We start from the raw sequence: 25,928 nt of genomic DNA on the forward strand, positions 1-25,928 counted from the left end.
CTTTACGACAGCTTGGCTAACTCGGCCTGCAACTGGTCGAGGCGGCGAAGCGTCTGGTCGCGAGGTTCGGTGGGCAGGTCCACCAGCAGGTGTTCCAAGCCCAATTCGCGGTAGCCCTCAAGCTCTTTCGCCGTCGCTTCGCCACCATGGAAGTTGATCACCGGGACGTCATGGTCGGCAGCGGCGCGTAGCTTTTCGAGCCCTCCGGCCAAGGCTTTCGCGGATGGGGTCATCGAAAGCCACCCGGCGTTCAGCCGGGCGATACGCTTGAAGCCCGCCGGTCCGCCGCCGAGATACAGCGGCGGATACGGTTTCTGCACCGGCTTGGGCCAGCTGTAGATCGGGTCGAAGTTCACGAAATCGCCGTGATATTCCGCCTTTTCGTGCGTCCAGATCTCGATCATCGCGTCGAGCCTCTCGTCGACGACGCGTCCGCGAACCGAGGGATCGACACCGTGATTGGCGATTTCCTCGCGTAGCCAGCCAACACCCACGCCGAATCGAAACCGCCCCTGCGACACCAGATCCAGCGACGCCACCTCTTTGGCCGTGTGGATGGGATCGCGCTGGGGCACCAGCGCGATCCCGGTGCCCACAACGAGCCGTTCGGTGGCGACTGCCGCGGCGGTCAGCGCCACAAACGGATCCAGCGTGCGGTAGTACTTCGGCGGAATCGGGCCACCGCTCGGGTAGGGGGTCAACGTGTCGACCGGGATGTGCGAGTGCTCGGCGAGAAAAAGCGATTCAAAACCGCGTTGCTCGAGCGCCTTGCCCAGATCCACAGGACCAATGCCGTCGTCGGTAACAAATGTCAGCACTCCGAAACCCATGGCGCCTAGTCAACCGCATGACCGCGCGCCTGTCAGCGCCAACGTGTTCCGGCGGCGAGCTGGCCGCCGTCAGCGACCGGGACCAGCCGCGACTCCGCGCAGGATCAGCTCACGGCGCTGGTTCTTCCGCCGCCGCCCGTTTGATCTGACGGGTTGTCGGACGTACCGCGCCCCAGAGACCGGCGGCCACGCCGACGGCCGCCCCGCCCAGGCCGATGATCTGCTGCGAGGGCTTCAGCTCGCCGTGCACGCTCAGCCCGCCGACCAGGTCGGCCACATCGGCACCGGCGGAGGCCAGGAACCAGCCGCGCGTGTTCTTACCGCGCAGCGCCGCAGCCGTGAGCAGGACGCCGATCAACGCGTCGCGATAGCCAATCGATCGCAACAACAGTTGCGCGGTCGGCGTCGGCTCCTCCGGGTCTCCCCACAACTTGTTCGCGCGTAAAGGATCGACGAGGAATGAAACGCCGGAGGCGAGTCGGATGGTGCCCGCAAGAAGGCCGAACCGGTCGATTGACATGGTCTGAGAGCCTAGGAGCAAACCGTCCGATCGTGCACGCATTCCACCCGAAAGTCGATCATGTCACCGGGCAGGAATCGGCGATCTGCAGCGACGCAGGCCACAGGAGCGTGGCCAGCCCGAAGGCCATGGCGTCGGCTTCGGTGGGCGACACGGCTTCTATCCGTGCCTGGATTCGCTGGATCTGCTCGGGGTGAAAAACGGTCCACCCGAACCCGATAAGCAGGTATGGGATCGCCAGCCACACCGCCAGCTCGACGAGCGCACCCACGCTGACCTTGTGCCCGAGGATGCGACGGATCGGGTCCATCGCGCTGTCGATTCCGCCCATAACCGCACTCCCACCTACCGCAACACCAGTTTCAGAGCGTAGTCGACGACGACGTCGAGATCACTGCCCAAATGCCCGGCGAGCCACTGCTGCGCAAGCTCGGCCATGGCGCCCGTGTAGAGGGCCGCGGCGACCTCCGCGGCCACCGGAGTACTGCCCGTCGCGCCGCGGTGTGGTCGATCATCAACGGGAGCAACGCCGCAGCCGGCCCGGCCCCGCAGTTCCGGCAGGCGCAGGCCAGGGTCAAGGGAGGCACCACCGTCCCGCACACCGTGCCACCTACGTGCTCGGCAGCGACCAGGTTCGCAGCCGCTCCGAGGTGGAGCGCAGCGTCCAGTCGGTGTAGTCACTCTCCCGCTCCTTCGATGCTCGACACTGGGGACATCTCACAAAGTCCCCCGGCGAAGCGTCTACACAGCGTGACAGTCAAACGACCGTTCGAGGCGGTGGTCGTCGACCACGGTCCCGCGGTGTTGCGGGTGTGCCGCGCCATTGTCGGGCCGGTCGACGCCGACGATGCCTGGTCGGAGACCTTTTTGTCCGCGTTGCGCGGCTACCCGGCGCTGCCCGCCGAGGCCAATGTCGAGGCCTGGCTGGTCACCATCGCGCATCGCAAAGCCATCGACCTCAGCCGAGCCCGGGCGCGACGCGCAATGCCGACCGACGACGTCCCCGAGACGCCCGGCCCGGCTGCTCCCGGCAGGGACGACGACCTTGCCGACGCGCTGGCCCGGCTGCCCGCCAAGCAGAAGCAAGCCGTGGCCTACCACTACCTGGCCGGGCTGCCCTACTCCGAGATCGCCGCCATCCTCGGTGGCAGCCCGGACGCCGCCCGGCGCGCCGCCGCCGACGGCATCGCCACCCTCAGACGCACATACCCCGGCATCGCCGCCGGCACCACCGGGACAGGAGAACACCGATGAGCAATGAAGAATTGATCCGTAACCTCGCCCAGATCACCGACGCCACCGCCGACGACCTCGGCGAACTGCACACCCAATTTGCCGCCGCGGCACACCGCGAGGGCATCCTGGACATCGCCTACCGCGTCGTCGACAGCCCGGTCGGCGCCCTGCTCATCGCGGCTACCGAACTCGGCCTCGTCCGCGTCGCCTACGCCAGCGAGGGGCACGACACCGTCCTGCAAAGCCTCGCCGACAGAATCAGTCCACGCATTCTGCTCGCACCCGACCGTCTTGACGCGACCGCGAGGCAACTCGACGAGTACTTCGCCGCCAAGCGCCAAGAATTCAGCGTCCCGCTGGACTGGCGGCTTTCGGCCGGATTCCGCAGCACGGTGCTTCGTCATCTGCCCGAGATCGGCTACGGCCACACCGCGAGCTATGCCGCGGTGGCCAAGCTGGCGGGCAATCCCAACGCGGTCCGCGCCGTCGGCACTGCCTGTGCCACCAATCCGCTACCGGTCGTGGTGCCCTGCCACCGCGTGGTACGCAGCGACGGCGCGATGGGCGGCTATCTCGGTGGCGTGGAAGCCAAACGCATCCTGCTCACCCTCGAGGCCGCCGCGTAAGTCGGGCCCAGACGAATCCCGTTGCGGTACAGGTCGATACGGACAGCCGCTCGTTCTACTAGCCAGCTCCTGGCGTAAAGATGGGAATGTCGACGACCGGCAACGGTTGCGGCGACGGCGGTGCCTGAGTGACCTGCTGTCCCAGGTGCTGGGGGCAGTAGGCACTGGCCGCGATCATGGTGAACTGCGCGGCGCCGTCCACCGTGAACCCCGGATTACTCGACGAGACGCTCTTGATGACGTCGACCTGGGGACTGCCCTCGTCCATCAGTTCGCACGCCCGTTTACCCACCCCGACGGCGGCACCCGGGTCCTGATAGGTGATGCCGGCTTTGTTGAGCGCGGCGAGGAAGCTCGCATCAGGTCCCGAAGCGCCGGACGGATCGGCGTGTGCCGGTGCGGCCACACCGATGAGCGCGGCGGAGCCCGCAAGCACTACCAGCATTCGCATCGCTTCATCCTCGTACAGGTCGGCGCCATTGTCCTGCCGAGCCCCTCCGGCTGTGCATAACCGCGCCAAACGCGCAAGTTGAGCCCTCGGGTGGCGATTCCTCAGGAATCCTGGCATCCGCAGTCGATGTGGTACACAGTGGCTATGTCCGCGTTGCCCCATCAACATCGTTGAGAGCTCCGGCGTGCACGGCGATCGACTCCTGACTCCCGGCCAGACCTGCTGGCGCGTGGCACGTGCCGAACAGTTCGCCCCCATCATCGACGCGGCCGATTACTTCAAGCACGTCAAGGCGGCGATGCTGCGCGCCCATCATCGAATAGTGCTGATCGGCTGGGATTTCGACTCGCGGGTGACGTTCGAGCGGGGTGAGAAGACACTTCCCGGGCCGAACCAGCTGGGCGCTTTCCTTTATTGGATGGTGTGGAAGCGGCCCGGTCTGGACATCTACCTATTGAAGTCCAATCTGCGTCTGCTGCCGGCCTTCGACGGGCTGTGGTTTGGGCTCGCCCCGGTGTCCCTGCTCAACCAGGTCAGCAGCAGGCGACTGCACTTCGCCATCGACGGCGCGCACCCGATCGGCTCCGTGCATCATCAGAAAATCGTCGTCATCGACGATGCGGTGGCGTTCTGCGCCGGCATCGATCTCACCCTGGAACGATGGGACACCCGTGCACACGAGCATGACAATCGCCATCGTCGGGCGGCGGGGCGCAGCTATGGGCCGCGACACGACGTCGGGCTAGCGGTTGACGGCGAGGCGGCACGGGCACTGGGCGAGCAGGCGCTGGCGCGGTGGCAGACCGCGACAAAGCAATCGTTGTCCCCGGTCGAGGCCAAGCACAGCGCTTGGCCGAGCAAGCTGCAACCGAGCCTGCGCAATGTGGACGTCGGAATCGCACGCACCGTGCCGGAGCTCCTAGATCGTGCGGAGGTCCGCGAGGTAGAGGCGCTCAACCTGGCCGCCATCGCGGCCGCACGCGGCACCGTCTATGTGGAGAACCAATACCTGGCGTCCCGCACCATTGTCGAAGCGCTTGCTGTGCGGCTGCGGGAAGACGACGGTCCCGAGATCGTCATCGTGCTCGCGCGCAGGGGCAACAACCCGCTCGAGCGGGGAACAATGGACAGCGCACGCCACCGGCTCATCCAACTGCTGTGGGAAGCCGACGAGCATGGCCGGTTGGGCGTCTATTGGCCGGTCACCGACGGCGGTGCACCGATCTACGTCCATTCGAAGGTGCTGGTGGTCGACGATCGGCTGTTGCGCATCGGCTCCTCGAATTTCAACAACCGTTCGATGGGGTTCGACAGCGAGTGCGACGTGGCCGTCGAGGCGCAGCCGGCTAATTCCGAACACGACGACCTGCGCCGCGAAATCTGCTCGGTGCGAAACGAATTGGTGGCTGAGCACCTCGGCGTTCCGGTGGGCGAGCTGAACGAGGCGATCGGCGAACACCGGTCGGTCTTGAAGGCGATCGAGGCACTTCGGGGAGACGGCAAAACGTTGCGGCCATTCACCGAGCGCACCGTGGCCAACGAGGCGGGTCCGCTGGCCGAGAACGACCTGATGGATCCCGACCACGTCCCACGGTCGTTGACTCGCAGCGTGCAACGGTTCATCACCGGCCTTCGGGGTTGACCAGTCGGCGATTCGGGTGTGGGTCGAGGCGAAATCGGCTTAGTGTGGGCAGAAGTGCCAGTGGACTAAGGACGCGCACCGATGAGCATCGACGACGAACCCGTCACCACGCTGGAGGACCTGCGGGGCGATCTGGCGCAGCGGTACAAGCGCACACCGACCGCCGGAAGTTCGGTGGACAGCGCGATCGTCGAGTCCGACATGGCCGCGCTGGATCGCGACGGCTACGTCATATGGGAGAACCTGCTCAGCTCCGAGCAGTGCTCGCGGATCCGCGAGGTGGCGCGGCCAAGGCTGGGGCACACCGGACGCAATTCGTTCGAGGGCCTGCACACCCAGCGCATCTACAGTCTGTTGAGTAGGACCCGGGTGTGCGATCGGCTTGTCGATGATCCGCGGGTGCTGGCGGTGCTCGATCGGCTGCTGATGCCCAACTACCTGCTTTCGGCGTTGCAGGCCATCAACATTCAGCCCGGCGAGGCCGCGCAGCTGGCGCACCACGACGACGGCTTCTACCCGATTCCGCGTCCCCGGGCACCGTTGGCGGCCGCGACGATCTGGGCGATCGACGACTTCACCGCCGACAATGGCGCCACGGTCATCTATCCGGGCAGCCACCGCTGGGGCAAACGCCGGCCCGGCCCGGACGACCAGGCTTTACCCGTCGTCATGGCCGCCGGTTCGTGCGTGTTCTTCGTGGGCACCCTGTGGCACGGTGGAGGCGCCAACAGCACCGACCGCGAGCGCCTGGCCGTCACCGCGCAGTACTGCCAACCGTGGCTACGCCCGATGGAGGCCTTCACGTTGTCGGTGTCGCGCGATATCGCGCGAACCGTTTCCGAGGACATTCGCCGGATGCTCGGCTACAGCATCCACCCGCCGTTCGTCGGCAACGTCGACGGCCTGCATCCGTTGCGGCTCTTGGACATTGATTCCGAGCCGTAGCCGGATAGACCACCCTCGTTGTTACGGATCTGCACGTGCTGATGTGCTGTGCGCTGTGCCCTATCACCTGTGCGCAATGCCGGGCTGCGATGTGACGAGGCAGTCGAACCCGCAATCCCTGGTTTCAAGCGCCGCCACCTGGCTATTCTCAGTTCTGTCATGACGCGTCGAGCGGGCATGCCCGGCGAGCCAGAAGCAGATTCGCCGACGGCGGGGCCCCCGAATCGCTTGCACCGCAAGCACAGGATCGTGGCCGGTGCCAAGTGGCTGGCCGCGGTGATATCGCTGGTCGTGGTGGCCGTCATCGGCATCGCCTGGCACACCTACCGCAGCGCATCGGCGGGCATCACCAAATCCGAGGCGTTGGCCGGTGAACCCGCATCGACCGGGAGCGATCAGAACATCCTGGTCATGGGCCTCGATAGCCGCCGCGACCAGCACGGCCGGCCGCTGCCGCCCGAAATCTACGACGCGTTGCACGCAGGCAATGAAGATTCCGCCGACGGCGATTCCGACGCGCTCATCGTGGTGCACTTGCCTGCCGGCGGCGCTGCGGCTACGGCGATCTCGATCCCCCGCGACGACTACGTCGATCTGGCCGGATGCCCGACCCCGGATTGCCGCGGCAAGATCAAGGAAGCCTACAGCTTCGCCTACCAGCGCGTGATGGCCGGCCACGGCTCTGCCGGCTTGCAGCCAGATCCAACCCCCCTTCAAGGGCAAGACTCCACGGCGAAAGAACAGGCGGCGCGCGAGGCGGGCCGCAAAGCCGAAATCAGCACCGTCAGAAGCCTTTTGCAAATCCCGATCGACCACTTTATCGAAGTCACCTTGGCTGGGTTCTTCCAAATCGCACGGGTGGTCGAACCGATCACCGTGTGCCTCAACGCGGATACTTCGGACCGTTACTACTCCGGCGCGGACTTTCACCGAGGCATGCAGCAGATCAGTGCGGCCCAGGCAATGGCCTTCGTTCGGCAGCGCCGCGACCCCAACGACGCGGCGTTCACCGACCTTGATCGAAGCCGTCGTCAGCAGGCTTTCATCGTCTCGGTGGTCAGTGCGATACGCCGCGGCGGGGCGTTGTCGGACCCGACCCGGCTGCGCGCCCTATTGGACGTCGCCAAGCAGAACGTCGCCGTTGACGCTGGTTTCGATTTTGACGATTTCGTGCGAAACGCGTTGACATTTCCCAACAGACCGGTGGTGCTGTACACGCTTCCGGTCAGCAGCTTCGGCGAAATCTCGAACGGCGCATATGTGAACTTCATCGACGTACCCACCGTCCGCTCCATCGTGCACAACCTGGTGGGCGCCGATTCGCCTGCAGCACCGTCGACCGGCAGTCTCACCACCGCGGCTCAACCGGACACCGGCGCGCCGAGCACCGCAGACAGCGTCGCGCTCGACGTGGTCAACGCCTCGGGCCGGCAAGGCGAGGCCGCAAATCTCCAAATGCTCTTAGCGACTGGGAAGTTCAGTGAAGGCAAGCTCAGCACCGCCGACTCCACCACCGAGACGAGCAGCATCAGCTACGGACCCGGTGCGAAGACAGCGGCCACCGAGCTCGCCGACCACCTCGACATAACGGCGACCGCATCCGACAGCATCGCCCGCAACACCGTGCGACTGACCGTCGGGACCGACTTCTCCCGCTTCGACCAGAACCGCAATTACACGTCGGAATCGCCGACCACAACCGCCTCGGCGGCGCCCGTCACCACGGTGCCGGCCACCGGCGCCGGGACGCAAGAACCTGCGGTTACCAACCTCTCACGCATGACCACCGACGGTATTCCCTGCGTGAAATGACCAGCGGTTAGCGGGTTTTCCGCTGGGTCGGGGCCGACGGCGCGGCGCCGTAGAGATGCAGGGCCTGGGCCGCGGCCGTGGCCACCGCACCCCGCAGTTTCGAGATCGGCGGGCTGCCCCGCAGGTGGATCGAGTTCGAGAGCAGGATGACGTAGGTATTCGAACCGGGGTCCATCCACAGCGTGGTTCCGGTAAATCCGGTGTTGCCAAAGCTGCCGACGGGAAAGACCGTCCCGCGCGGCCTGGAGAAGGCCGTGTCGATGTCCCAGCCAAAACCAAACAGGCTTTGCCCTTCGGTCGCCGGATAGGTCGGAGTGTGAGCCCGTTGAGCGGCACGGTTTGCCGCTACAACTTGTTCGGCGGTATGGCCGGGCTGCTGAGGAGTCGTCATCAGCTCGAGAGTTTCTGGCCGCAAAGGAAACTCACTTGGGCGATCGGCCAGCCGGTCAAGCAGCGCCTGCGCAAAGATGCTGACATCGTGCGCCGTCGAGAACAGGCCGGCATTGCCGGCCACTCCCCCCATCCGGCGTGCCGTCGGGTCATGCACCGTACCCCGAAGCAGGGCAAAGAAATCCGGATTCTTGCTGGGGTCGTCCCTGCTTTCCTCGTCACGCGCTGTTGGTGCGATGCGCGGCAGAAGGCTCGTGCTCCATGTCCCTGCGGGACAAGCCACCGGCTCCCGCCCAGATGGCGCGGGGGCCCAAGCGACCGCCGCCCCTCGCAGCACATGCGGGCCGCACGCTTTGACCGCAGGAAGATACTGGGTGTCTTGCAGGCCAAGCGGCACAAACACATTGCGCTGAACGTAAGTGTCTTCAGGCTCGCCGGTGATTTTCTCGAGCATCAATCCAAGCAGGATGTAGTTGATGTCGGAGTAACGAAAAAGCTCACCCGGACCCGACTGCAGCGCAGTAGTGAGCGCACGATGGGCGCCTTCCGCTTTATCGGGTCCGCCGAGCCCCCACGGATCTCCGAGGTTGACGTCGATGCCTTCACCGGAGGTGTTGGTCAGCAGCATGCGCACAGTGACCGCTGCCCGCCGTGGATCGTTCGCCGTGTTGAAGTCGGGCAGATACCTCTGCACCGGATCGTCGAACGCAACCTTGCCCTGTTCGTAGAGCTGCATGATGGCTACCGCCGTCGCGAGGCATTTGGTCAAGGACGCCATGTCGAAGATCGTGTCCTCGGTCATCGGCTCCGCTGGTGCGGGCGACCCGTCCAACCCCGGTTCGCCCGCGAGCTTGCGCGACCCATAGGCCTGGTGGAAGACGACGTTGCCGCCGTGCCCGACCACCACCACGCCACCCGGCAGCCCGTCTGCCGCGATCGCGTCGTTCATCAGCTTGGAGATGGTCGCGAACTCGGGTGCGGGAGCCGCCGCGGGCGGGGGCGCGGGCGCTGCCACGGGCGTCTGAGCGGGCCGCTCTGGGCGGTCGCCCACCGGCGGGTGTGCCGTAAAGGCCCACGGGGAAAGCGCGATGAGGGCGAGCAACACAATTGCGACTACGACCGTCTTGCGTAGCGAGGATGGCCAGAACTTCCACCCGCCACTGACTACCGGCATATGGCAAGAGTAAGTCGGCGGCCCGGCCGCATCCAATACGCTTTCAGCTTCCCCGCAAAGCGGCTGTTGCGCACCAGCTTAGGAACCGATTGCAGTAGCGTTGACGCCGGACTTGTCTCGCGACACCTGGTCGCGACGGTCGGGACGGAGCAAGCGGTGAGGACTCACCCCCGTTGACCTCCGGCACGCGGTGGGTTGCCGTGCTGGCGGGCACGATGGCGGCCGGGGTCACGTTGACGCAATGCACCGCCGCCCCGGCACCCCCGGTGGCCAGGCCATCGTCCACCGCGTCGTCGGCGGCCGGGCCACCGCCCGCGCCTGCAGGTAGCAACGTTCGGCCGGTCACCGCCGCGGAGCTCGGTGCGAGCTGGCGGCCGGGCTGTCCCGTGCAGCCCGCGCAGCTACGACGAGTCGAGGTCGACCACATCGGTTTCGACGGCCGGACCCACCATGGTGAACTGATCGTGCACCACGACTTGGTGTCGGACGTCATCACGGTCTTCGCGCAGCTTTACAGACTGGGATTTCCGATCGAGAAGATCGGCACGGCCGACCACTATCCGGCCGCCGACGATGAGCTCTCCATGCAGGACAACAACACGTCGGCGTTCAACTGCCGCGGCATCCCGGGAAGCAACCACTGGTCTCAACACGCCTACGGTCGGGCTATCGACCTCAATCCACGGCTCAACCCGTGCGTCTACGCCGACGGCACCTTTGAACCACCCAACGCGGCGGAGTATCTGGACCGCGGCCGGAGCGACCCGGGACTCGTACACGATGGTGACCCCGCCGTACGCGTCTTCACGGACCGCGGGTGGCGGTGGGGCGGCTACTGGACGGCGCCCATCGACTACCAACACTTCGAACGACCCTGAACCCGGGCTCTGTAAGAATGGGCGGATATGTCGCGCTCATTCGACGTCTTGACCGAGTCGCCCGCCAGTGTCGAGCAGATCCACGCCGCGTTCGGTCGCGAGGACTATTGGTTGGCCCGCATCGCGGCCGGCGCCGCCGAGACCACATTGGATTCGCTGGTGGTCGACGCCGACGGCACGGTGACAGTGCGCACCACCCAGCACCTGGGTCCCCAGCTCCTACCCGGGATGGTCGCCAAATTCGTTCCCGGTGACGTGAAGATTGTGCAGAGCGAGACGTGGCGACCCGACGGTGACCGCCAGGTACGTGGGCAAGTCAGCGTCTCGGCTTCCGGCGGATTGGGATCAGGCCACGCGGAAACGTGGCTGGCCCCGGCCGACGACGGCGGCTCGCAACTGCGTTCCGCCGTGCGGGTGGAGGTCAAAATCCCTTTGGTGGGCCGCAAACTCGAGAAATCCATCGGAGCCGGTTTGGCCGAGGGTATCCCTGAAATGCTTCGCTTCACCACCACGTGGATCACGGACAACATCTGAACCGTCACCGACATCGTGATCGGTACGGATAGCCGGCTTAGACGTCGTAATAGAGCGCGATGTCAGGCGCAAGCTGCGTAAGCCGTCGGGCGTGGGGACCTCGTCTCACCAAGTACCGCTTGCGCGGCTGACCCCACGCCCGACGGCGGATCAGAGGATGTAGAGCATTTCCTGGTAGGTGGGCAGCGGCCACAAGTCATCGGCTACAACGCTTTCCAACCCGTCAGCGGCCGTACGGACGGCCCCCATCGCCGGCAGCAGCGCCTCCTGTGCGTGCTTCGCCTCGTCGACCGCCACCGAGTGATCGGACAACGCCGTCTGCAGCGTCGTCAGTGCCGCGGCGAGATCGGCGAGAGGGGCTGAAACCGTCTCGAGTGCAGTCATGCTCGGCTCCATGCCGGCCGCCTTCAAGGCCGCGACGTTCTGCGCGAGCTCGGTCTGGTAGCGGATCGCCGCCGGCAGGATGACCGTGGTACCTATCTCCAGGGTCAGCTTGGCCTCGACCGCAATGGTCAGGGCGTACTGCTCCAGGCGGACCTCGTAGCGGCTATGCAGCTCGCGCTCACTGAAAACGCCATATTTCGCAAAGACTTCGACCGTTGCCGGCTTGATCAGCTCCGGAATCGCGTCCAGCGTGGTCTTCAGGTTCGGCAGACCGCGCGCGGCCGCCTCGATCTGCCACTTCTCTGAGTACCCGTCCCCGTTGTACACCACGTCGCCGTGTTCGGTGATGATCTCGGTGAGCAGCTTCTGCACTGCCACATCGAAGTCCTCGTCGTTTTCGGCGGCCTTCTCCAGAATCGTTGCCATGTAGTCGAGCGAGTCGGCCATGATCGTGTTGAGGACGATCAACGGCACGGCAACCGTCTGCCCGGAGCCGGGCGCCCGGAACTCGAACCGGTTTCCGGTGAACGCGAATGGGCTGGTGCGATTGCGGTCACCGGGATCGGTTGGCAGTGGCGGTAACGTGTCGACACCAATGATCATGGTGCCCTTCGCTTTCGACGATGTGGCGGCGCCCTTGGCGATCTGCTCGAACACGTCGGCGAGCTGTTCGCCGAGGAAGATCGAGATGATGGCCGGCGGCGCCTCGTTGGCGCCCAAGCGGTGGTCGTTGGTGGCGGATGCGACCGACACCCGAAGCAGGCCGGCGAACTTGTGTACGGCGCGGATCACCGCGGCGCAGAACACCAGGAACTGGGCGTTCTCGTGCGGGGTATCGCCCGGGACCAGCAGCGAGCCCAGCTCGGAATTGCCCATCGAGAAGTTGACGTGCTTGCCGGACCCGTTGACGCCGGCGAACGGCTTCTCGTGGAACAAACATTCCATGCCGTGCTTTTTGGCAACCGTCTTGAAGATCGTCATCAACAGCTGCTGGTGGTCGGAGGCGATGTTCGCCCGCTCGAACATCGGCGCAATCTCGAACTGGCCGGGCGCCACCTCGTTATGACGGGTCTTGGCGGGAATACCAAGTTTGAACAGCTCCCGCTCGGTGTCCATCATGAAGCCGAGGACACGCTCGGGCACCGCGCCGAAGTAGTGGTCGTCAAATTCCTGGCCTTTCGGCGGCTTCGCGCCGAACAGGGTGCGACCGGCATTGACCAGGTCCGGACGCGCCAGGAAGAAGTGCCGGTCGACCAGGAAGTACTCCTGCTCCGGACCGCAGAACGATACGACCTTGTTCAGGTCCTGGTGACCGAACAGCGTCAGGATGCGCTCGGCGTGCATGCCCATGGCCTGCTGACTGCGCAGCAATGGCGTCTTGTAGTCCAGTGCCTCTCCGGTCATCGAAACGAAAACCGTTGGGATGCATAGCGTGTTACCGTTCGGGTTCTCCAGGACGTAGGCCGGGCTGGTCACGTCCCAGCCGGTATACCCGCGCGCCTCGAACGTGCTCCGCAAGCCGCCCGACGGGAAGCTGGAGGCGTCGGGCTCACCCTGGATGAGGGTCTTGCCGGCGAACTCGGCGAGTGTCTGCCCGTCGGAAACGGGTTCCAAGAAACTGTCGTGCTTTTCGGCGGTGAGGCCGGTCATCGGGTAGAACACGTGGGCATAGTGGGTGGCGCCCTTCTCGAGCGCCCAGTCCTTCATGGCCACCGCGACCGTGTCCGCGACCGCGGGGTCAAGCTTGGTGCCCTTGTCGATGGTCGCCACGATCGACCTGTACACCGACTTGGGCAGCCGTGCCTGCATTTCGGCCTTGGTGAAAACGTTGGAGCCGAATACTTCGCCGGGAGTCTCACCGGCTACGAAGCTGATGGCTGGGGGGATGTATGCCTCGACATTGTTGATCGCCTGCAGACGGACGGCGTTTCCGCTCAATTTGAGTTCCTATCGCTGAGGGGCCCGCGGCTTGCGCTTCGCAAGACGGACGGCCTCACCTTAGGTAGGTTCCATGGCGGATTTATTGCGGCGACGTCAAAGGTAGGGTCTCAACGGTTGCGAATGTGAGACGCCGAGCCCACCGCGCCATCGGGTCGTCACTGCGGGGCGAGAGCGGCGGCGTCGGCTGCTCGGTCTGCGTGGACGGTCAGCTCAAAAGCGGAGAGAATCACTCGGGAAGCGAACTCCCGCTCCCCTGCCGACCGAAGGTCGAATGAGCGACGAACCCACGCCGCCCCTCCTGGCGCGGACGATCCATCGACTTTCGGTACCCATCATCCTGGCTTGGTTGGCGATCACCGTGATCGTGAGTATCGCTGTCCCCCCGCTTGAGCAGGTCGAGAAAGAACGTCAGGTATCGGTCAACCCCAAAGACGCGCCGGCGATCCAGGCGATGAAGCGCATGGGTGAGGACTTCAAGGAATCGGATTCCGACAGTGTGGCGATGATCGTGTTGGAGGGACAGCAACCGCTCGGCGACGGTGCCCACAGGTACTACGACCGTTTGGTTCGTGAACTGGAAAACGATCCGAACCATGTGCGGCATGTTCAGAACTTCTGGGCCGACCCATTCACAGCGGGCGGTGCGCAAAGCGCCGATGGTCGAGCCGCATACGTCCAGTTGAGCCTCGCCGGTAACCAAAGCTCAACCTTGGCGAATGAATCCGTGAAAGCGGTCCGAGACATTGTCGCAAGAACACCGGCGCCGAATGCGGTCAAGGTCTACGTTACGGGCCCCGCGGCGCTCATCGCGGACGTGACCGCCAGTGGCGACAAGACCCTAATAAAAGTCACCGCTACGAGCCTCCTGATGATTTTCACCATGCTGCTGTTCGTCTACCGATCAGTTATCACCGTGGTTCTGCTATTACTGATGGTCGGGATTGAATTGCAGGCGGCGCGCGCAATAGTCGCATTTCTCGGCTACCACGGAATTATCGGCCTCTCGACTTTCGCCGTCAATCTTCTCGTATCTCTCGGGATCGCGGCTGGAACAGACTACGGAATTTTCTTCATCGGCCGGTATCAGGAGGCGCGCCAAGCCGGCGAAGATCGGAAAGCGGCTTACTACACCACTTACCACGGGGTGGCGAAGGTTGTCCTGGCTTCCGGTTTGACAATCGCTGGAGCGGCTTTCTGCCTCAGCTTCACCCGAATGCCCTACTTCCAAACCGTGGGAGTACCTTGCGCGGTGGGCATGCTCGTCGCGGTTGCAATTGCGCTCACCTTGGTTCCGGCGGTTCTTGCAATCGGCGGACGCTTCGGCCTGTTCGAGCCCAAGCGGATAATAAGCGGCCGCAGATGGCGACGCGTCGGGGCGGCGATCGCCCGCTGGCCCGCGCCAATTCTCGCCGCGAGCTGCGCGATCGCACTTATCGGCCTGCTGGCCCTGACAGAATACAAAACCAACTACCACGACCGGCAATACGTGCCCAAAGACATCTCCGCCAATATTGGGTATGCAGCCGCGGGTAGACATTTCTCCCTGGCCCGGTTATTGCCCGAAGTCTTGTTAATCGAGGCCGACCACGACATGCGTAATTCGGCAGACTTTCTCGTCCTGGACAAACTGGCCAGGGGCGTCCTCGCAGTCCCGGACGTTTCCAGGGTGCAGTCCGTGACCCGCCCCGCCGGAACGCCTCTGGCCCACACGTCGATACCGTCTCTGATCAGCATGGCGAACGCCGCCCAGCTCCAAGATATGGGCTTCCAGAAAAAGCGCATGGACGACCTGCTCAAGCAGGCCGGAGAATTGGCGAAAATGATCAGCGTCATGCAACGCATGTATGGCATGATGCAACAGCTCGTGGCCGCGACTCATCGCTTGACCGGCGAAACGCATGCCATGCAGGAGATCACAAGTGAGCTCCGCAATCATATTGCGGATTTCGAAGATTTTTGGCGGCCGGTCCGCAGTTATCTGTACTGGGAAAAGCACTGCTACGACATTCCCGTCTGCTGGTCGCTGCGATCGATCTTTGATTCGATCGACGGTGTCGACGCTATCAGCGATAAGCTGAGTGATCTCGTCAAAGATCTCGATCAGCTTGACGTGGTAATGCCGCAACTGGTCGCGGAATTTCCGCAATTGATTTCGACCATGCAGAGCATGCAGGCGACGATGCTGACCATGCACAGCACAATGACCGGGGTTTTCGGCCAGATAGAAGCCAGCGGGAGCAACGGGTCAGCCATGGGGCAGGCGTTCGATGCCGCCCAAAACGACGATTCATTCTACCTGCCGCCGGCAGCGCTGAAGACCCCGAATTTCCAACGAATCATGAAAATATTCATGTCATCGGATGGGAATGCGGCACGTATGATTATCTCGGACAGAGGAGATCCCGCGACGCCCGAAGGCATTTCGCGTATCGGCCCGTTGAAGAACGCGGCCGAGGAGGCGTTGAAGTCGACGCCACTGGAGAATGCCAGAATTTACATTGGTGGCGCATCGGCGACCTACAAGGACCTGGGCGACGGCAACAAATACGATCAATTGATCGTGGGGATTTCTTCGCTCTGCCTTATTTTCATCATCATGTTGATTGTTACTCGCAGTTTGGTCGCCGCTTTGGTTATCGTGGGTACGGTATTGCTTTCACTGGGCGTGTCCTTCGGACTATCCGTGCTGGTCTGGAAGTATATCGTGGGAATAGAATTACACTGGCTCGTGCCCGCGATGTCCGTGATCATACTTTTGGCGGTGGGCTCCGATTATAATTTGCTATTAGTGTCGCGGATGAAACAGGAGATAGGGGCCGGGATAAACACGGGCATCATTCGCGCGATGGGCGGTACCGGCAAGATCGTGACCAACGCGGGCCTGGTATTCGCGTTCACCATGGCCTCCATGGTGGTCAGCGACCTGCGGGTCATCGGACAGGTAGGGACCACCATCGGCTTGGGCTTGCTGTTCGACACGCTGGTCGTGCGTGCGTTCATGACCCCGGCGATCGCGACGCTTCTCGGGCGCTGGTTCTGGTGGCCGGCAAGAGTGCGCCCGCGACCCGCCAGCGCGTTGCTTCGTGCCAATGGCCCGCGGCCCCTCGTTCGTGCACTGCTACTTCGGGATCGACCGGCAACCCCGCCATCATGAGTTCGGCTCCGACGCAGAAGCCGAACGGTAGCCATAGCGGTCAATGACTTCGCCCAAGCGCTCGGTGACGATCTTGCACTGCTCTGAAGTCAGGTCGTAGCTGTTCGTCTCGTAATCCGCGTGGTCGGCAACGTACTGGCGCAGGCGCGGCCGGTATTGCTCGAAGCGCCCCAACCTCAAATGCTCGTACAGGCGACACAACTGCCCTTCGGGATCAGCGACCAGATCCTCATAGCGCAGCTCGTAAAAGCGTGCCGGATCAACGAGGTCTCGCCCTTCATCCACTTTGCGATAAAGGTCGACGTAGGTCGCCAGAACTCTCTCGTCCAGCCCCTCGAAGGTCGGTCGCTGCAGGCTGTGCACACGAGACAACGACTTCACGAGATGAATGCTGGACGGATAAACGACATATGGATCCCGGACGATGTGGATGAACTTCGCTTCCGGAAAGATGTCCAGGAGGACCTTGATTCGGAAGCTGTGGTTCGGGTTCTTGAGAACGACGGTCTTGTGGTGCCGGAAGAACAACCGCTGAACAAACTGGAGCAGGAGCCGTTTCCATGCCTCTCGTTCTCGCGGCGACAAATGCTCCAAATCAAGGTACCGCTCATGCTCAGGCGGCCGGTTCGGGAACGCCAGCGTCAGATACGGTGACGGTTGCCCCTGCATGATCCATACGAATTCGTCTTCCTGTGGGTGATACAAGCTCGAATCCATGTTGTCCATGGCCCGATGCTTCGACACCATGAATCCCGCCAACGGCGCCAACCGCTCGGTCAGCAGAAAATGCTGCGGCGCAACACATTCGAAACCCGTCGGGCCGATGTAGCGATCGTCGAGCACCAACAGTTCGTGCAGCAAGGTGGTGCCGGTACGCCAGTGCCCGATGATGAAGATCGGCGGATCGGTGATCACCGTTTCGGCCACTCGCCTGTCGAACACGATCTTCTGCAACAACCCCAGACAGGAGTTGACGACGCTGACTACCGTGTAAAGGGCGGCGTAGTGCCAGCGGCTCCAGTGCACGGCGAAACGGTTACGGATCAGCAGGCGCGCCCACGCCGAGAAATTGCAGCCTATCCACACCGGCGCGGCCCATTCATGCCACCAGGAAAATCGAGACGTCGCGCGGAGGGTCTTCATCGCACGTGGACGAGCTCTACGCTGTCGCGCGGGGTGTAACGGCTACGCGTAACCGGACCAGGCCGCGAAGGTTGGCGTTTGTCGTCCACGTCGGCGACTCGACCACCTCTATCCGGTCGAGGTTGGTGACGATCTCGCGCAGGACCGCCTGGCCCTCCATCCGCGCCAAATGGGTCCCGGGACACGAGTGGATGCCGGAGCCGAACGCGAGATGGCCGGCCGGGTTACGTTCGGCACGAAAGACATCCGGATCATCGTATTGACGCGGGTCACGATTCGCTGCACCCCACAACAGCAGCACGCGTGAGCCTGCCGGTATGACGCCGCGGCCGACGGGATAGTCGACGCGCGTTGTACGGCACATGTTTTGGACCGGGGGCAGGAAGCGAAGTTGCTCCTCAATCGCGGACGGGATCAGCTCTGGCCGCTGCGCAAGGAGCCTGAGCTGTTCTGGATGTTCGGCCAGCGTGAGGAACAAGGTGCTGATCAAATTCGAAGTGGTCTCATGGCCCGCGACCACCAATAATACGGCGAACAAAAACAATTCGTCTTCGCTGAGCCGGCCACGGTCGGCATGTCCGGCGAGCTGTCCGAGAACGGTGCACTCAGCCAACTGACCGTTGTCGCGCATATGGGTGAACAGCGCACGCAATCGCCGAAATCCGGTGAAGCCGTGCACCAGCGACCCCAGGCCCGAAACCGACAAGTTGACGTCGGTGATGCGAGCCGCCTGGTTCGACAAGCGGATGAAAGCGGCCTCGTCCGGGCCGGCAATGCCGAGAACATTGGTGATGGTGCGCATCGGCATCGGTGCGGCCACGAGGGAGACGACGTCCGCGGTTCTCCGTGTCTTCAGGCCGCCGACCAACTCCCGGGCCAGTTCGTCGACCATCGGGCGCCAGGATTCCAATGCGCCGCGCGCCATACCCGGCGCCAGCTGCTTGCGCATCCGCGTGTGTGCCGGCGGATCAGACGTGGGAAGGAAGGGCGGCGCACCCCTGGAAAAGGTGACTCCCCCGGCGCTGGACAACATCTCGTGGTTACGTGCAGCCTCGCGGACGTCGGAATATCTGCTCAAGATGTAGACATCGCGCTTGGGGTTGTATTGCACCCGCTCGCCCGCCAAAAGCTCTCGATAGTGCGGGTATGGATCGCGGGCGACCGCGGGGCTCATCGGATCGAATTCGGTGATCTGCACATGCTCTGGGGCATGGCTGCCGCCCAGGGTGGAGCGAACCTTCCTGGCCGCGGTGAGCGCGAGTACTTTTGCCAGCATCGGCGCGCACGCCCGCGCGAGCTGGGCGTCGCGCCTCACCGTTGCCGCGAGCGTCGGGCCGCGCCGAGTCGCGACCTCGCCGATCGGCGGTGGCAGGTCTCGCGTGGGCGGCACAGAGTACGAGCCACCGCGCCCAAAGGGGCACCCGCCGCCTTGCGGCACCCAACCTTCTGCTTCTTCGGCACCGGATAGCGTCGCCGTCATCGGCCCCCGATCCCAGGAAGGTCAGTTAGGTGCGGAATGATGCAAGGGTAGCGGCACCATGGTAATCGCGCAGGTCGGGAACAGTCTCTGAGTTCGTCGAGGTGGCCGACGCATTTTCCGATCCCGTTGACGGCTGTTAACCTGGCCGACCATCGGCCAGCGTCGCACTGCTTCGACTCCTGCGAAAGGCGACGTCAATGAATCACATCCGAGTCGGCATCAGCAGTCAGCTTCTCAATTCTCGATATTCCCCGACCATGCTCGCGCACACCAACCTGCGAATGGCCGCGGCCAGCGGTGTCGACTCCTATTGGGCGGCCGACCACCTGAATTCGCTGTTCCCACGCTCGATCGCCACGTCGGGCCACCTCGGTGTCGCCAAACTGATCCCCAAGGTCGACGCTCAACTCGAACCGTGGACGATGCTCGGACATCTTGCTTCCCGCAACCGCTTTGGACGTCTACGGCTTGGTATCGGCGTAACGGATACCAATCGACGTCATCCGGCGGTCACTGCACAGGCTGCCGCCACGTTGCACTTGATCAGCCGCGGCCGCGCCATTCTGGGCATCGGTGTCGGAGAGCGGGAGGGCAATGAGCCCTATGGGGTGGACTGGACCAAACCCGTGGCGCGCTTCGAAGAGGCGGTCGCCACGATCCGTGCGCTGTGGAACTCCCGTGGCGAACCCGTCTCGCGTGAGTCGTCGTACTTCCCCTTGCGTAACGCGGTATTCGACCTGCCCGCCTACCGCGGCAAATGGCCCGAGATCTGGATCGCCGCCAAGGGGCCGCGGATGCTGCGGGCCACCGGGCGCTACGCCGACGCCTGGTTCCCCGGACTCGTCTCGGGGCCCAAAGACTACGCATCGGGTCTGGAAGCAGTGCGAACAGCGGCGTCCGACGCCGGCCGCGCCCCTGGTTCGATCACCCCCGCAATCTCAGCCTTTGTCGTCACCGGACGAAGCCCCGACGACGTCGAGCAGGCCCTTAACTCAGATGCGGCAAAGGCTTTCGCGCTCATCATTCCGGGCCAGATGTGGGCCAACCATGGCGCACAGCATCCGCTGGGACGTGATTTCACCGGCGCGCAAGATCTAGTCCCACAAACATTGGACGAGCAGACCGTGTTGTCCTACACCAAGAACGTCCCGGTAGCACTGCTCAAAGACGCGCTTCTGGCCGGGACGCCCGATGAGGTCGTCGATCAGGCTGCGCAGTGGCGTGACCACGGAGTGCGCTATTTGGTTGTCAATAACCTCAGCTACCTGCAGCCGACCTTGCGGAAAGGTCTTGCATCCAGCGCGCCCTTTTTCAAGATTCTGCGCGGGCTCAAGAAACTATGAAGTCGGCCGTGCGCCCGTCGGCTGCTCGGAGGGAAAACCCTACGGTCTAAACATGTGCCGGCATGCTGTCCCAGCCCCGCACCGCTGAAGACGACGAAAATACCGCGGCGTCAAGGTCGACGTCCCAATCGGGGAACCGATTCATGATCTCGTCCAGCGCAATTCGCCCCTCGATCCGCGCGAGCGCATTGCCGAGACAGTAATGGGCGCCCACCCCGAACGTCAGATGCTGGCGCGGCACCCGCGTCACATCGAACGCTTCGGCATCCTGGCCGAACCGCCTTTCGTCGCGGTTGGCGGCTCCGATCAAGGTCAGGATCGCACTCCCCGCGGGCACGGTCGCTCCGTGGAATTCGACGTCGCGCGTCACGTACCGCGCCGCTTGCAGCGCGGGCGGCTCAAAGCGCAGTATCTCTTCGATGGCTCCGGGCAACAGTGATCGGTCAGCAACCAGCCGGCGGCGCTGATCCGGGTGCTCGGACAGCAGCTTGCCCGACCAGCCGATCAGCCGGGTTGTCGTCTCCGATCCGGCGATCCCAACGACTTTCATGAACATCAGCAGTTCGTTGCGATGCAGCTTTCTGGTGACGCCATTTTCGTCCTCGAACTCAGCGTTGAGAAGCTCCGTCGTGAGATCGTCGGCGGGATGGTTTGTGCGCCAGTCGATGAAGTCGGCGAAGATCTCTCCGTCGGCGAGCTTGGCGTCGGTGTTGTCGGTCATTCGTCCACCACGCTTGGTCCTGACGAATCTCTCGCCGTCCTCTTGGACTCGCCGCTGATAGTCCTGCGGGATTCCGAACAGCATGCCCACCACGCGCATTGGCATGATGGCGCCGAGATCCTTGACGAAGTCGAGCCGGTCGCCCTCGACCAGCGGATCCAGGCAACGCTGCGTGAACTCCCGGATCATCGGCTCGAGGGTGTTGATTTTGCGAGGTGTGAACGCGCGAGAGAGCAAGCTGCGGTGGATATCGTGCACCGGTGGATCTTCGAAAATCAGTAGTCCTGGCGGGATTTCGATTCCCGCCTTGATGATCTCCAGCACGACACCGCGTGCCGAACTGAACGTTTGATGGTCTACCAGTGCCCGGTTGACGTCATCGAACCGGCTCAGCGCATAGAAGTCATGTTCGGAGTTGTAGTACACCGGTGCGTTCTCGCGGATGCGCCGGAACATCGGATAGGGATCGACGTTGAGGTCGACGTCCCACGGGTCGTAGTACAGGCCGTCGGCAGCTCGGATGGTCATGGGAGTCCTGTTACCGCGTCTGTGCGTCCACGCCGAAGGTTTCACGATGCAGTTCGATCAACGCGTGCAGTTGCTCGAGGTAGTGCCGCAACGAATGATGAACGAAGCGGGCCGAAAGGGTTGTGGTGCCGCCGTCGGCCAATTCCCGCAACGTTTCCACCGTCGCTTCGGGTTTCCCGGCCGGGTCAAGGGGCTGCTCAGCGGGCATCACCACCTCGAATTCCGGCGGTAGGTCGAACTGCGCCAGCCAGTTCGCCGCGGTGTGGATCGACACGTAGTACGGACACCAACCGTCGGCAAGGGTGACCGCTCGCCGTAACGAACGTCGCGTTCGCCCGCCGACCCAGATCGGCATGTGCGGTTGTACGGCACAGGGATCCACGGTCAGCCCGCCGAACGAGTAGAACTCACCGTGATACGCCGGCTCGTTGCTGGGCAGGGCCGCTCGCAGCGCCTTCAAGGCGTCGTCGCCGCGGGCGCCGCGGTCGTCGAAAGGCGCACCGAGAAGGTCGAACTCCTCCTTGAGCGAGCCGACCCCGACGCCGAGGATCACCCGTCCACCGCTGACGTGATCGAGTGTGCCGTAACGCTTCACGATCGCCAGCGGATGATGATATCCCAACACCAACGTCATGGTGGCGAAGCGAATCTGCGTGGTGCGCGCCGAAACATAACCGAACGTGGCCAGTGGATCCCAGTATCGTGCGCCGCGCCGCCCGGACTCGGTCGAAGGGATGCCGATGTGCTCACTGCAGGTCATGTGGTGGTAGCCGAGCCGATCCGCGACCTCCGCGACAAGACCGATGTCTTCGATGCCGGCGTCCTTCTCCCATTCCAGCGGTGCCCCCGCGACATTGGTGACGACCGGGGTGGCGATGCCGAGTTTCACTGCAGGGGCTCTTCGCCCGCAAGAATGGTTCGGTGCATCAGGCGGCCGCTGTCAACCGGATACGGCAACACCCGGTGCATCGTTCCGGTGTTGTCCCAGATGACCAGATCGCCCGGCTGCCATTCATGCTGATAGACATACTGAGGCTGGGTGGCCCAATCACGAAGCCGTGCAAGCAGAGCGCGACTTTGCTCTACCGGCAACCCGATCACGTAATCCGAGGTGGCGCCCAATAGCAGCGACTTGCGGCCGGATTGATGCGTCCAGACGATCGGGCAAGCCTTGGTAGCCGACTTCTGCCAGAACGCCACCTCGTCGTAACTCATCTCTGGGGTGACGTAATACTGCGAGCGCTCCGCGCTGTGTACTACGCGCAGCTCCGCTATCGCTTCCTTATCGGCTTGCGGGAGGTCCTCGTAGGCCGCATACGTGTTGCAGAATTCGGTCTGCCCTCCGGTCTCGGAGAGCTGTACCGCCCGCAGCAGCGTGGCCAAATTCGGCAGCGGCTGCAGAGATCCGTCGAAATGCCAGAACATCGAGCCCTTGAGATATTTGGCGCGCTGATTGACCTTTTCGTCGAGGGAGATCTTATTGATGCCACCCTGGCCTTCGTTGGCGACCACAGTGCCGAGGGTCTTGGCGATGGCGACTTGCTGCTCGTCGCCGATGTCCAGCCCGCGGAAATACACCACGCCGCGCTGTTCGAGAACCTCACGAATCGTCGAAGCCTCACACCCACTCAGCAGGGTGTCGAGATCGGTTCTGATCTCGCTGCCGATTCTCGGGGTGAGGTCGACGATCTCCAGCTGAGCAGAAGTGAGTCCCATGGTTTCAGCTGATTCTCGTGAGAATGGTATCGGCGGAATGTTTGACCCGCGGCTGCTTCCACAGCTCGACCGCCAGCGAGACGGTGATCAGTGAATAGAGCAGGTTGCGCAGGTTGGCGACGTCGTCGGGCAGTGGCTGCGAGTAGTCGAACTTGTCGATGTAGGCGACGGCTTCCTCGGCGTGCGGAAACACCTCGTCGTAGAAGGCCCGGATTTCGGCCATGGAGCTGTTGACCCGTTTGACGTAGCGCTGGTGGCCGTCCTCGATCGCCCACTCGGACACCAAGTGTTCAAGTTGCGAAAACTCCGGCGGCAGAACCGTGCTCATCACAAACCCGCCTTGGCCGCTTCGCCGGCCGCAACGTAGTCGCCCACAACCTTGTGCAGATGGCGCAGCAGGATTTCCTCGTCATTCATCGTGAAATGTGTCAGGACACCGCTGTTGAGCATCGCCTGCAGGCCCTCCGACGGGCTCGCGTCTTCGAGGATGATGTCGTTGAGGAAGGTCACGGTGAGCTCCTGGCCGAGTCGCTCCTTGTGCGTCTTCGGCGGCTGATAGAACATCTCGACTTCGAACACGTGCGAGTGCGGGCCGGTGGGCCAGTGGGCATGGGTGCTGAATCCGGATGCGCCGAAGATGATGACGAAGTTGGGAAAGAACTGAAACGAGTCGAACCCGTACTTCTCCGACCGCGTGGGATTGATCCCCAGGGGCATCGGCCCCCGATCGACTTTTTTGTTCCAGGGCCCCGCCGCGCTTGCTTCCATCACGCACTCGATCGGCTTGGAATACGGCGTCTTTCGCGACGGCTCGCCGGAGAATGAGAACATCCGGTGCGGGCCGCTGAGTTGGTAGGCCAGCGCGTCGGTGAACGGGTTCGGCTGGTCGAACGCATCCCTGGCCTCGGCGGTGAGAGCGCCGAACGACGACGCATGCAAGTACGGCTGTCGAGATGCAGCGAAGATTGACAAGACACGCCTGGCTACTTTGACAAAACTTCGGCGTGTCGCAGAGGCTTGCTAATCTTCGTTGCAAAAGACCTGGTCAGGCATGATTCGGCAGTAACTCCACCGGCGCCTGCAATGACGGTCTCGGCGACGCGCGCGGGCACATGCCCGCCTCTTGCGTTACACATTCCCGACCGTGAGCACGCACCCGCTGCCGCCCGATCCGACAAATCAAGTCTCTTCTGAGAGGCGATTCACTACATCGTTGAGATCTCGGGTCACCAAGGTATCAAAGCGCTTGCCGACCTTTGCTGCATTAATAAGTGAGGCCCACGACTTCTCGGTGACGACCACGTCGCAGTACGGCACCGCAATGGAAAGCGCAATTAAATCATTGAGATCGTTGCTCTCCCAGAGTTTTTGAGGATTGGCCTGCCGCTGAGACCGGAGCTTCATTTCGACCCATCTTGATGGAATTTGGTCGATTATGTCCTGAGCATTGTCCGCGAGTTGTTCGGCGGCGACGCCCAGCTCGGTCGCGACCAGTGCGAGCGGATCACTGATATCAGCGAAAGCAGTGGCCAGCATGACGTCGTTGAGGCGGTGCCGCCCGAGCTCAACGATCCAACTCGCGACAGCCCGTTGACCGTCGGCAAATCGGTTGCCAGTAAGGACCGTGTGGTTGTCCAGGTGCAGGCGCACGGACGGGGCATTACCGATGGGCACGTAGTCAGCCAAGACCCGAGCTTCGCACTCCGCCTTGACGATAGGTCGCAGCATCTTCTGCACCTCGGCAGGTAGAGCCGTGCCCCGCCACTCGGTGCGCGGCTCGAAACGAAGCTGGGGCGCGGCGAAGGCGTGGGCCACTCCGGTTCCAAAGATCCGCTTCTCCGGAACCGTCATGGGCAATTCAAAGGCCCTGATTAGCGCGCAACGAATCTCCCACGGAACGATGTCATGTGGAGGGGCTATCCGTAGCTGGCCAGCGAGTCGCACCATCGTTCTGGCGAGCGCGATGCGCTTATCCAGTTTGCTCTGCTTGCCCGTTTCAAAATAGTGAGCGCTGCTCAGCGGAAAGCCTGCTCTGCCCTCGTCGACTGCCCGTTTGAAGGCCGCCAATGCGTCGAGGAACGGTGCGCCCAACGGATGCCCGGTCTCGGCGCGCGCGAGATCGATCCACTTGTTTTGATCTAGATACACGGTTAGCACAGGTTCCAGTTTGACGGTCAGCGCCGACAACTCACCTAGTTGAGCGGCCCGAGAATCGCCGTGGCCGTTAAACACTCGCCAGCTCGCGGCGCCAAGCGTTCAGGAGCACCGCGGTTTCACTCCCCGGGCCGCTGGACACACCGAGGAGCACCGCTAGCGTGCACCACCCACCCGGCCACCCTGTACACCGACAGACGAGACACTGACTGCAACGACCCAGGTGGCTGGCGCCCACGGCCGAGCTCTGGATCTATATGACTGAATAACCACCTCGGCGTGGGTCGCCGCGGCATCGAGGTGGTTGTCAGAGTGGACTCGTAGCC

General features: G+C 63.3%; 22 protein-coding genes and 3 pseudogenes. 10 read left to right on the top strand and 15 right to left on the bottom strand.

Going from position 1 to position 25,928, the window contains the following annotated elements:
• Positions 1-2: 2 nt before the first annotated feature.
• From A5782_RS07785 to A5782_RS25280, 4 genes and pseudogenes are all read right to left on the bottom strand, one after another.
• Complete coding sequence (locus A5782_RS07785) at positions 3-830, bottom strand: LLM class F420-dependent oxidoreductase (RefSeq protein ID WP_067097477.1); 828 nt, start codon at positions 828-830, stop codon at positions 3-5.
• 109 nt (positions 831-939) lie between these two features.
• Positions 940-1,350 carry a DUF4267 domain-containing protein gene (locus A5782_RS07790; RefSeq protein ID WP_067097480.1) on the bottom strand — a complete coding sequence of 137 codons (411 nt, stop codon included), beginning with the start codon at positions 1,348-1,350 and terminating at the stop codon, positions 940-942.
• A gap of 58 nt (positions 1,351-1,408) precedes the next feature.
• On the bottom strand, positions 1,409-1,681 hold the full coding sequence (locus tag A5782_RS07795; protein ID WP_067097483.1) for a hypothetical protein: 273 nt from the start codon (positions 1,679-1,681) through the stop codon (positions 1,409-1,411).
• Positions 1,682-1,695: 14 nt separating this feature from the next.
• A pseudogene (locus tag A5782_RS25280) lies at positions 1,696-1,839 on the bottom strand (TetR/AcrR family transcriptional regulator); the annotation flags it as partial.
• Between A5782_RS25280 and A5782_RS26025 the strand changes: the two are divergent.
• The 3 genes and pseudogenes from A5782_RS26025 to A5782_RS07805 all read left to right on the top strand — a co-directional run.
• Positions 1,834-2,027 (top strand): annotated as a pseudogene (locus A5782_RS26025) (DUF2236 domain-containing protein); the annotation flags it as partial. The pseudogenes A5782_RS25280 and A5782_RS26025 sit on opposite strands and share 6 nt — an antisense overlap.
• Positions 2,028-2,100: 73 nt before the next feature.
• On the top strand, positions 2,101-2,604 hold the full coding sequence (locus A5782_RS07800; RefSeq protein WP_231986621.1) for an RNA polymerase sigma factor: 504 nt from the start codon (positions 2,101-2,103) through the stop codon (positions 2,602-2,604).
• A complete protein-coding gene (locus A5782_RS07805; protein WP_067097486.1) occupies positions 2,601-3,212 on the top strand; it encodes a methylated-DNA--[protein]-cysteine S-methyltransferase in 612 nt (203 codons plus the stop codon). The genes A5782_RS07800 and A5782_RS07805 overlap by 4 nt, the downstream gene beginning before the upstream one ends.
• Positions 3,213-3,270: 58 nt before the next feature.
• Here the strand turns inward: A5782_RS07805 and A5782_RS07810 are convergent, their stop codons facing one another.
• A complete protein-coding gene (locus A5782_RS07810; protein ID WP_067097489.1) occupies positions 3,271-3,663 on the bottom strand; it encodes a DUF732 domain-containing protein in 393 nt (130 codons plus the stop codon).
• A gap of 184 nt (positions 3,664-3,847) precedes the next feature.
• Between A5782_RS07810 and A5782_RS07815 the strand changes: the two genes are divergently transcribed.
• The 3 genes from A5782_RS07815 (at position 3,848) to A5782_RS07825 (ending at position 8,062) form a co-directional block, all read left to right on the top strand.
• The gene (locus A5782_RS07815; protein WP_067097492.1) at positions 3,848-5,305 is read left to right on the top strand and encodes a phospholipase D-like domain-containing protein; all 1,458 of its coding nucleotides are present in this window, start codon (positions 3,848-3,850) and stop codon (positions 5,303-5,305) included.
• A gap of 81 nt (positions 5,306-5,386) precedes the next feature.
• Positions 5,387-6,250 carry a phytanoyl-CoA dioxygenase family protein gene (locus A5782_RS07820; protein WP_067097494.1) on the top strand — a complete coding sequence of 288 codons (864 nt, stop codon included), beginning with the start codon at positions 5,387-5,389 and terminating at the stop codon, positions 6,248-6,250.
• Between the two features lie 177 nt (positions 6,251-6,427).
• Positions 6,428-8,062: an LCP family protein gene (locus A5782_RS07825; protein ID WP_067097497.1), complete on the top strand. Its 1,635-nt coding sequence runs from the start codon at positions 6,428-6,430 to the stop codon at positions 8,060-8,062.
• A 7-nt stretch (positions 8,063-8,069) separates the two neighbouring features.
• Here A5782_RS07825 and A5782_RS07830 read toward each other — a convergent pair whose 3' ends face one another.
• Complete coding sequence (locus tag A5782_RS07830) at positions 8,070-9,626, bottom strand: serine hydrolase (RefSeq protein WP_082942838.1); 1,557 nt, start codon at positions 9,624-9,626, stop codon at positions 8,070-8,072.
• A gap of 215 nt (positions 9,627-9,841) precedes the next feature.
• On the opposite strand from A5782_RS07830, the gene A5782_RS07835 reads away from it, so the two are divergent.
• Both A5782_RS07835 and A5782_RS07840 read left to right on the top strand, forming a co-directional pair.
• Positions 9,842-10,504, top strand: coding sequence for a M15 family metallopeptidase (locus A5782_RS07835; protein WP_082942839.1), 663 nt, complete (start codon positions 9,842-9,844; stop codon positions 10,502-10,504).
• Positions 10,505-10,531: 27 nt separating this feature from the next.
• The gene (locus A5782_RS07840) at positions 10,532-11,038 is read left to right on the top strand and encodes a DUF2505 domain-containing protein (RefSeq protein WP_067097500.1); all 507 of its coding nucleotides are present in this window, start codon (positions 10,532-10,534) and stop codon (positions 11,036-11,038) included.
• A 150-nt stretch (positions 11,039-11,188) separates the two neighbouring features.
• On the opposite strand, the gene A5782_RS07845 is transcribed toward A5782_RS07840, so the two are convergent.
• On the bottom strand, positions 11,189-13,360 hold the full coding sequence (locus A5782_RS07845; protein ID WP_067097503.1) for a glutamine synthetase III: 2,172 nt from the start codon (positions 13,358-13,360) through the stop codon (positions 11,189-11,191).
• Positions 13,361-13,634: 274 nt separating this feature from the next.
• On the opposite strand from A5782_RS07845, the gene A5782_RS07850 reads away from it, so the two are divergent.
• Complete coding sequence (locus tag A5782_RS07850) at positions 13,635-16,517, top strand: RND family transporter (protein ID WP_067097506.1); 2,883 nt, start codon at positions 13,635-13,637, stop codon at positions 16,515-16,517.
• On the opposite strand, the gene A5782_RS07855 is transcribed toward A5782_RS07850, so the two are convergent.
• Positions 16,512-17,660, bottom strand: a complete 1,149-nt coding sequence (locus A5782_RS07855; RefSeq protein ID WP_067097510.1) for a sulfotransferase — start codon at positions 17,658-17,660, stop codon at positions 16,512-16,514. The two genes, A5782_RS07850 and A5782_RS07855, sit on opposite strands and share 6 nt — an antisense overlap.
• Positions 17,661-17,676: 16 nt before the next feature.
• Complete coding sequence (locus A5782_RS07860; protein ID WP_067097513.1) at positions 17,677-19,140, bottom strand: cytochrome P450; 1,464 nt, start codon at positions 19,138-19,140, stop codon at positions 17,677-17,679.
• A 197-nt stretch (positions 19,141-19,337) separates the two neighbouring features.
• Between A5782_RS07860 and A5782_RS07865 the strand changes: the two genes are divergently transcribed.
• A complete protein-coding gene (locus A5782_RS07865; protein WP_067097516.1) occupies positions 19,338-20,483 on the top strand; it encodes an LLM class flavin-dependent oxidoreductase in 1,146 nt (381 codons plus the stop codon).
• A gap of 46 nt (positions 20,484-20,529) precedes the next feature.
• Here the strand turns inward: A5782_RS07865 and A5782_RS07870 are convergent, their stop codons facing one another.
• From A5782_RS07870 to A5782_RS07895, 6 genes and pseudogenes are all read right to left on the bottom strand, one after another.
• Positions 20,530-21,732, bottom strand: a complete 1,203-nt coding sequence (locus A5782_RS07870; RefSeq protein ID WP_067097519.1) for a cytochrome P450 — start codon at positions 21,730-21,732, stop codon at positions 20,530-20,532.
• A 10-nt stretch (positions 21,733-21,742) separates the two neighbouring features.
• Positions 21,743-22,621, bottom strand: coding sequence for a TIGR03619 family F420-dependent LLM class oxidoreductase (locus A5782_RS07875; RefSeq protein WP_067097522.1), 879 nt, complete (start codon positions 22,619-22,621; stop codon positions 21,743-21,745).
• A complete protein-coding gene (locus A5782_RS07880) occupies positions 22,618-23,448 on the bottom strand; it encodes a TauD/TfdA family dioxygenase (RefSeq protein ID WP_067097525.1) in 831 nt (276 codons plus the stop codon). Before A5782_RS07880 ends, A5782_RS07875 begins: the two co-directional genes overlap by 4 nt.
• Positions 23,449-23,452: 4 nt before the next feature.
• Positions 23,453-23,776 carry a hypothetical protein gene (locus A5782_RS07885; protein WP_067097528.1) on the bottom strand — a complete coding sequence of 108 codons (324 nt, stop codon included), beginning with the start codon at positions 23,774-23,776 and terminating at the stop codon, positions 23,453-23,455.
• Positions 23,776-24,393 (bottom strand): annotated as a pseudogene (locus tag A5782_RS07890) (RHO alpha subunit C-terminal catalytic domain-containing protein); the annotation flags it as partial. The gene A5782_RS07885 and the pseudogene A5782_RS07890, both read right to left, overlap by 1 nt.
• Before the next feature lie 234 nt (positions 24,394-24,627).
• Entirely contained in the window at positions 24,628-25,635 is a 1,008-nt protein-coding gene (locus A5782_RS07895; protein WP_067097531.1) for a hypothetical protein, read from the bottom strand.
• Positions 25,636-25,928 lie beyond the last annotated feature (293 nt).

The sequence above is a fragment of the Mycobacterium sp. 852002-40037_SCH5390672 genome (genome assembly GCF_001665875.1).
GTDB lineage: Bacteria > Actinomycetota > Actinomycetes > Mycobacteriales > Mycobacteriaceae > Mycobacterium.

Bases quoted from the DNA above. Each gene is read 5' to 3' on its own strand.
- A5782_RS07785 (WP_067097477.1), bottom strand. From the start codon at position 830: ATGGGTTTCGGAGTGCTGACATTTGTTACCGACGACGGCATTGGTCCT.
- A5782_RS07790 (WP_067097480.1), bottom strand. From the start codon at position 1,350: ATGTCAATCGACCGGTTCGGCCTTCTTGCGGGCACCATCCGACTCGCC.
- A5782_RS07795 (WP_067097483.1), bottom strand. From the start codon at position 1,681: ATGGGCGGAATCGACAGCGCGATGGACCCGATCCGTCGCATCCTCGGG.
- A5782_RS07805 (WP_067097486.1), top strand. From the start codon at position 2,601: ATGAGCAATGAAGAATTGATCCGTAACCTCGCCCAGATCACCGACGCC.
- A5782_RS07810 (WP_067097489.1), bottom strand. From the start codon at position 3,663: ATGCGAATGCTGGTAGTGCTTGCGGGCTCCGCCGCGCTCATCGGTGTG.
- A5782_RS07820 (WP_067097494.1), top strand. From the start codon at position 5,387: ATGAGCATCGACGACGAACCCGTCACCACGCTGGAGGACCTGCGGGGC.
- A5782_RS07825 (WP_067097497.1), top strand. From the start codon at position 6,428: ATGCCCGGCGAGCCAGAAGCAGATTCGCCGACGGCGGGGCCCCCGAAT.
- A5782_RS07830 (WP_082942838.1), bottom strand. From the start codon at position 9,626: ATGCCGGTAGTCAGTGGCGGGTGGAAGTTCTGGCCATCCTCGCTACGC.
- A5782_RS07835 (WP_082942839.1), top strand. From the start codon at position 9,842: ATGGCGGCCGGGGTCACGTTGACGCAATGCACCGCCGCCCCGGCACCC.
- A5782_RS07840 (WP_067097500.1), top strand. From the start codon at position 10,532: ATGTCGCGCTCATTCGACGTCTTGACCGAGTCGCCCGCCAGTGTCGAG.
- A5782_RS07850 (WP_067097506.1), top strand. From the start codon at position 13,635: ATGAGCGACGAACCCACGCCGCCCCTCCTGGCGCGGACGATCCATCGA.
- A5782_RS07855 (WP_067097510.1), bottom strand. From the start codon at position 17,660: ATGAAGACCCTCCGCGCGACGTCTCGATTTTCCTGGTGGCATGAATGG.
- A5782_RS07860 (WP_067097513.1), bottom strand. From the start codon at position 19,140: ATGACGGCGACGCTATCCGGTGCCGAAGAAGCAGAAGGTTGGGTGCCG.
- A5782_RS07865 (WP_067097516.1), top strand. From the start codon at position 19,338: ATGAATCACATCCGAGTCGGCATCAGCAGTCAGCTTCTCAATTCTCGA.
- A5782_RS07870 (WP_067097519.1), bottom strand. From the start codon at position 21,732: ATGACCATCCGAGCTGCCGACGGCCTGTACTACGACCCGTGGGACGTC.
- A5782_RS07880 (WP_067097525.1), bottom strand. From the start codon at position 23,448: ATGGGACTCACTTCTGCTCAGCTGGAGATCGTCGACCTCACCCCGAGA.
- A5782_RS07885 (WP_067097528.1), bottom strand. From the start codon at position 23,776: ATGAGCACGGTTCTGCCGCCGGAGTTTTCGCAACTTGAACACTTGGTG.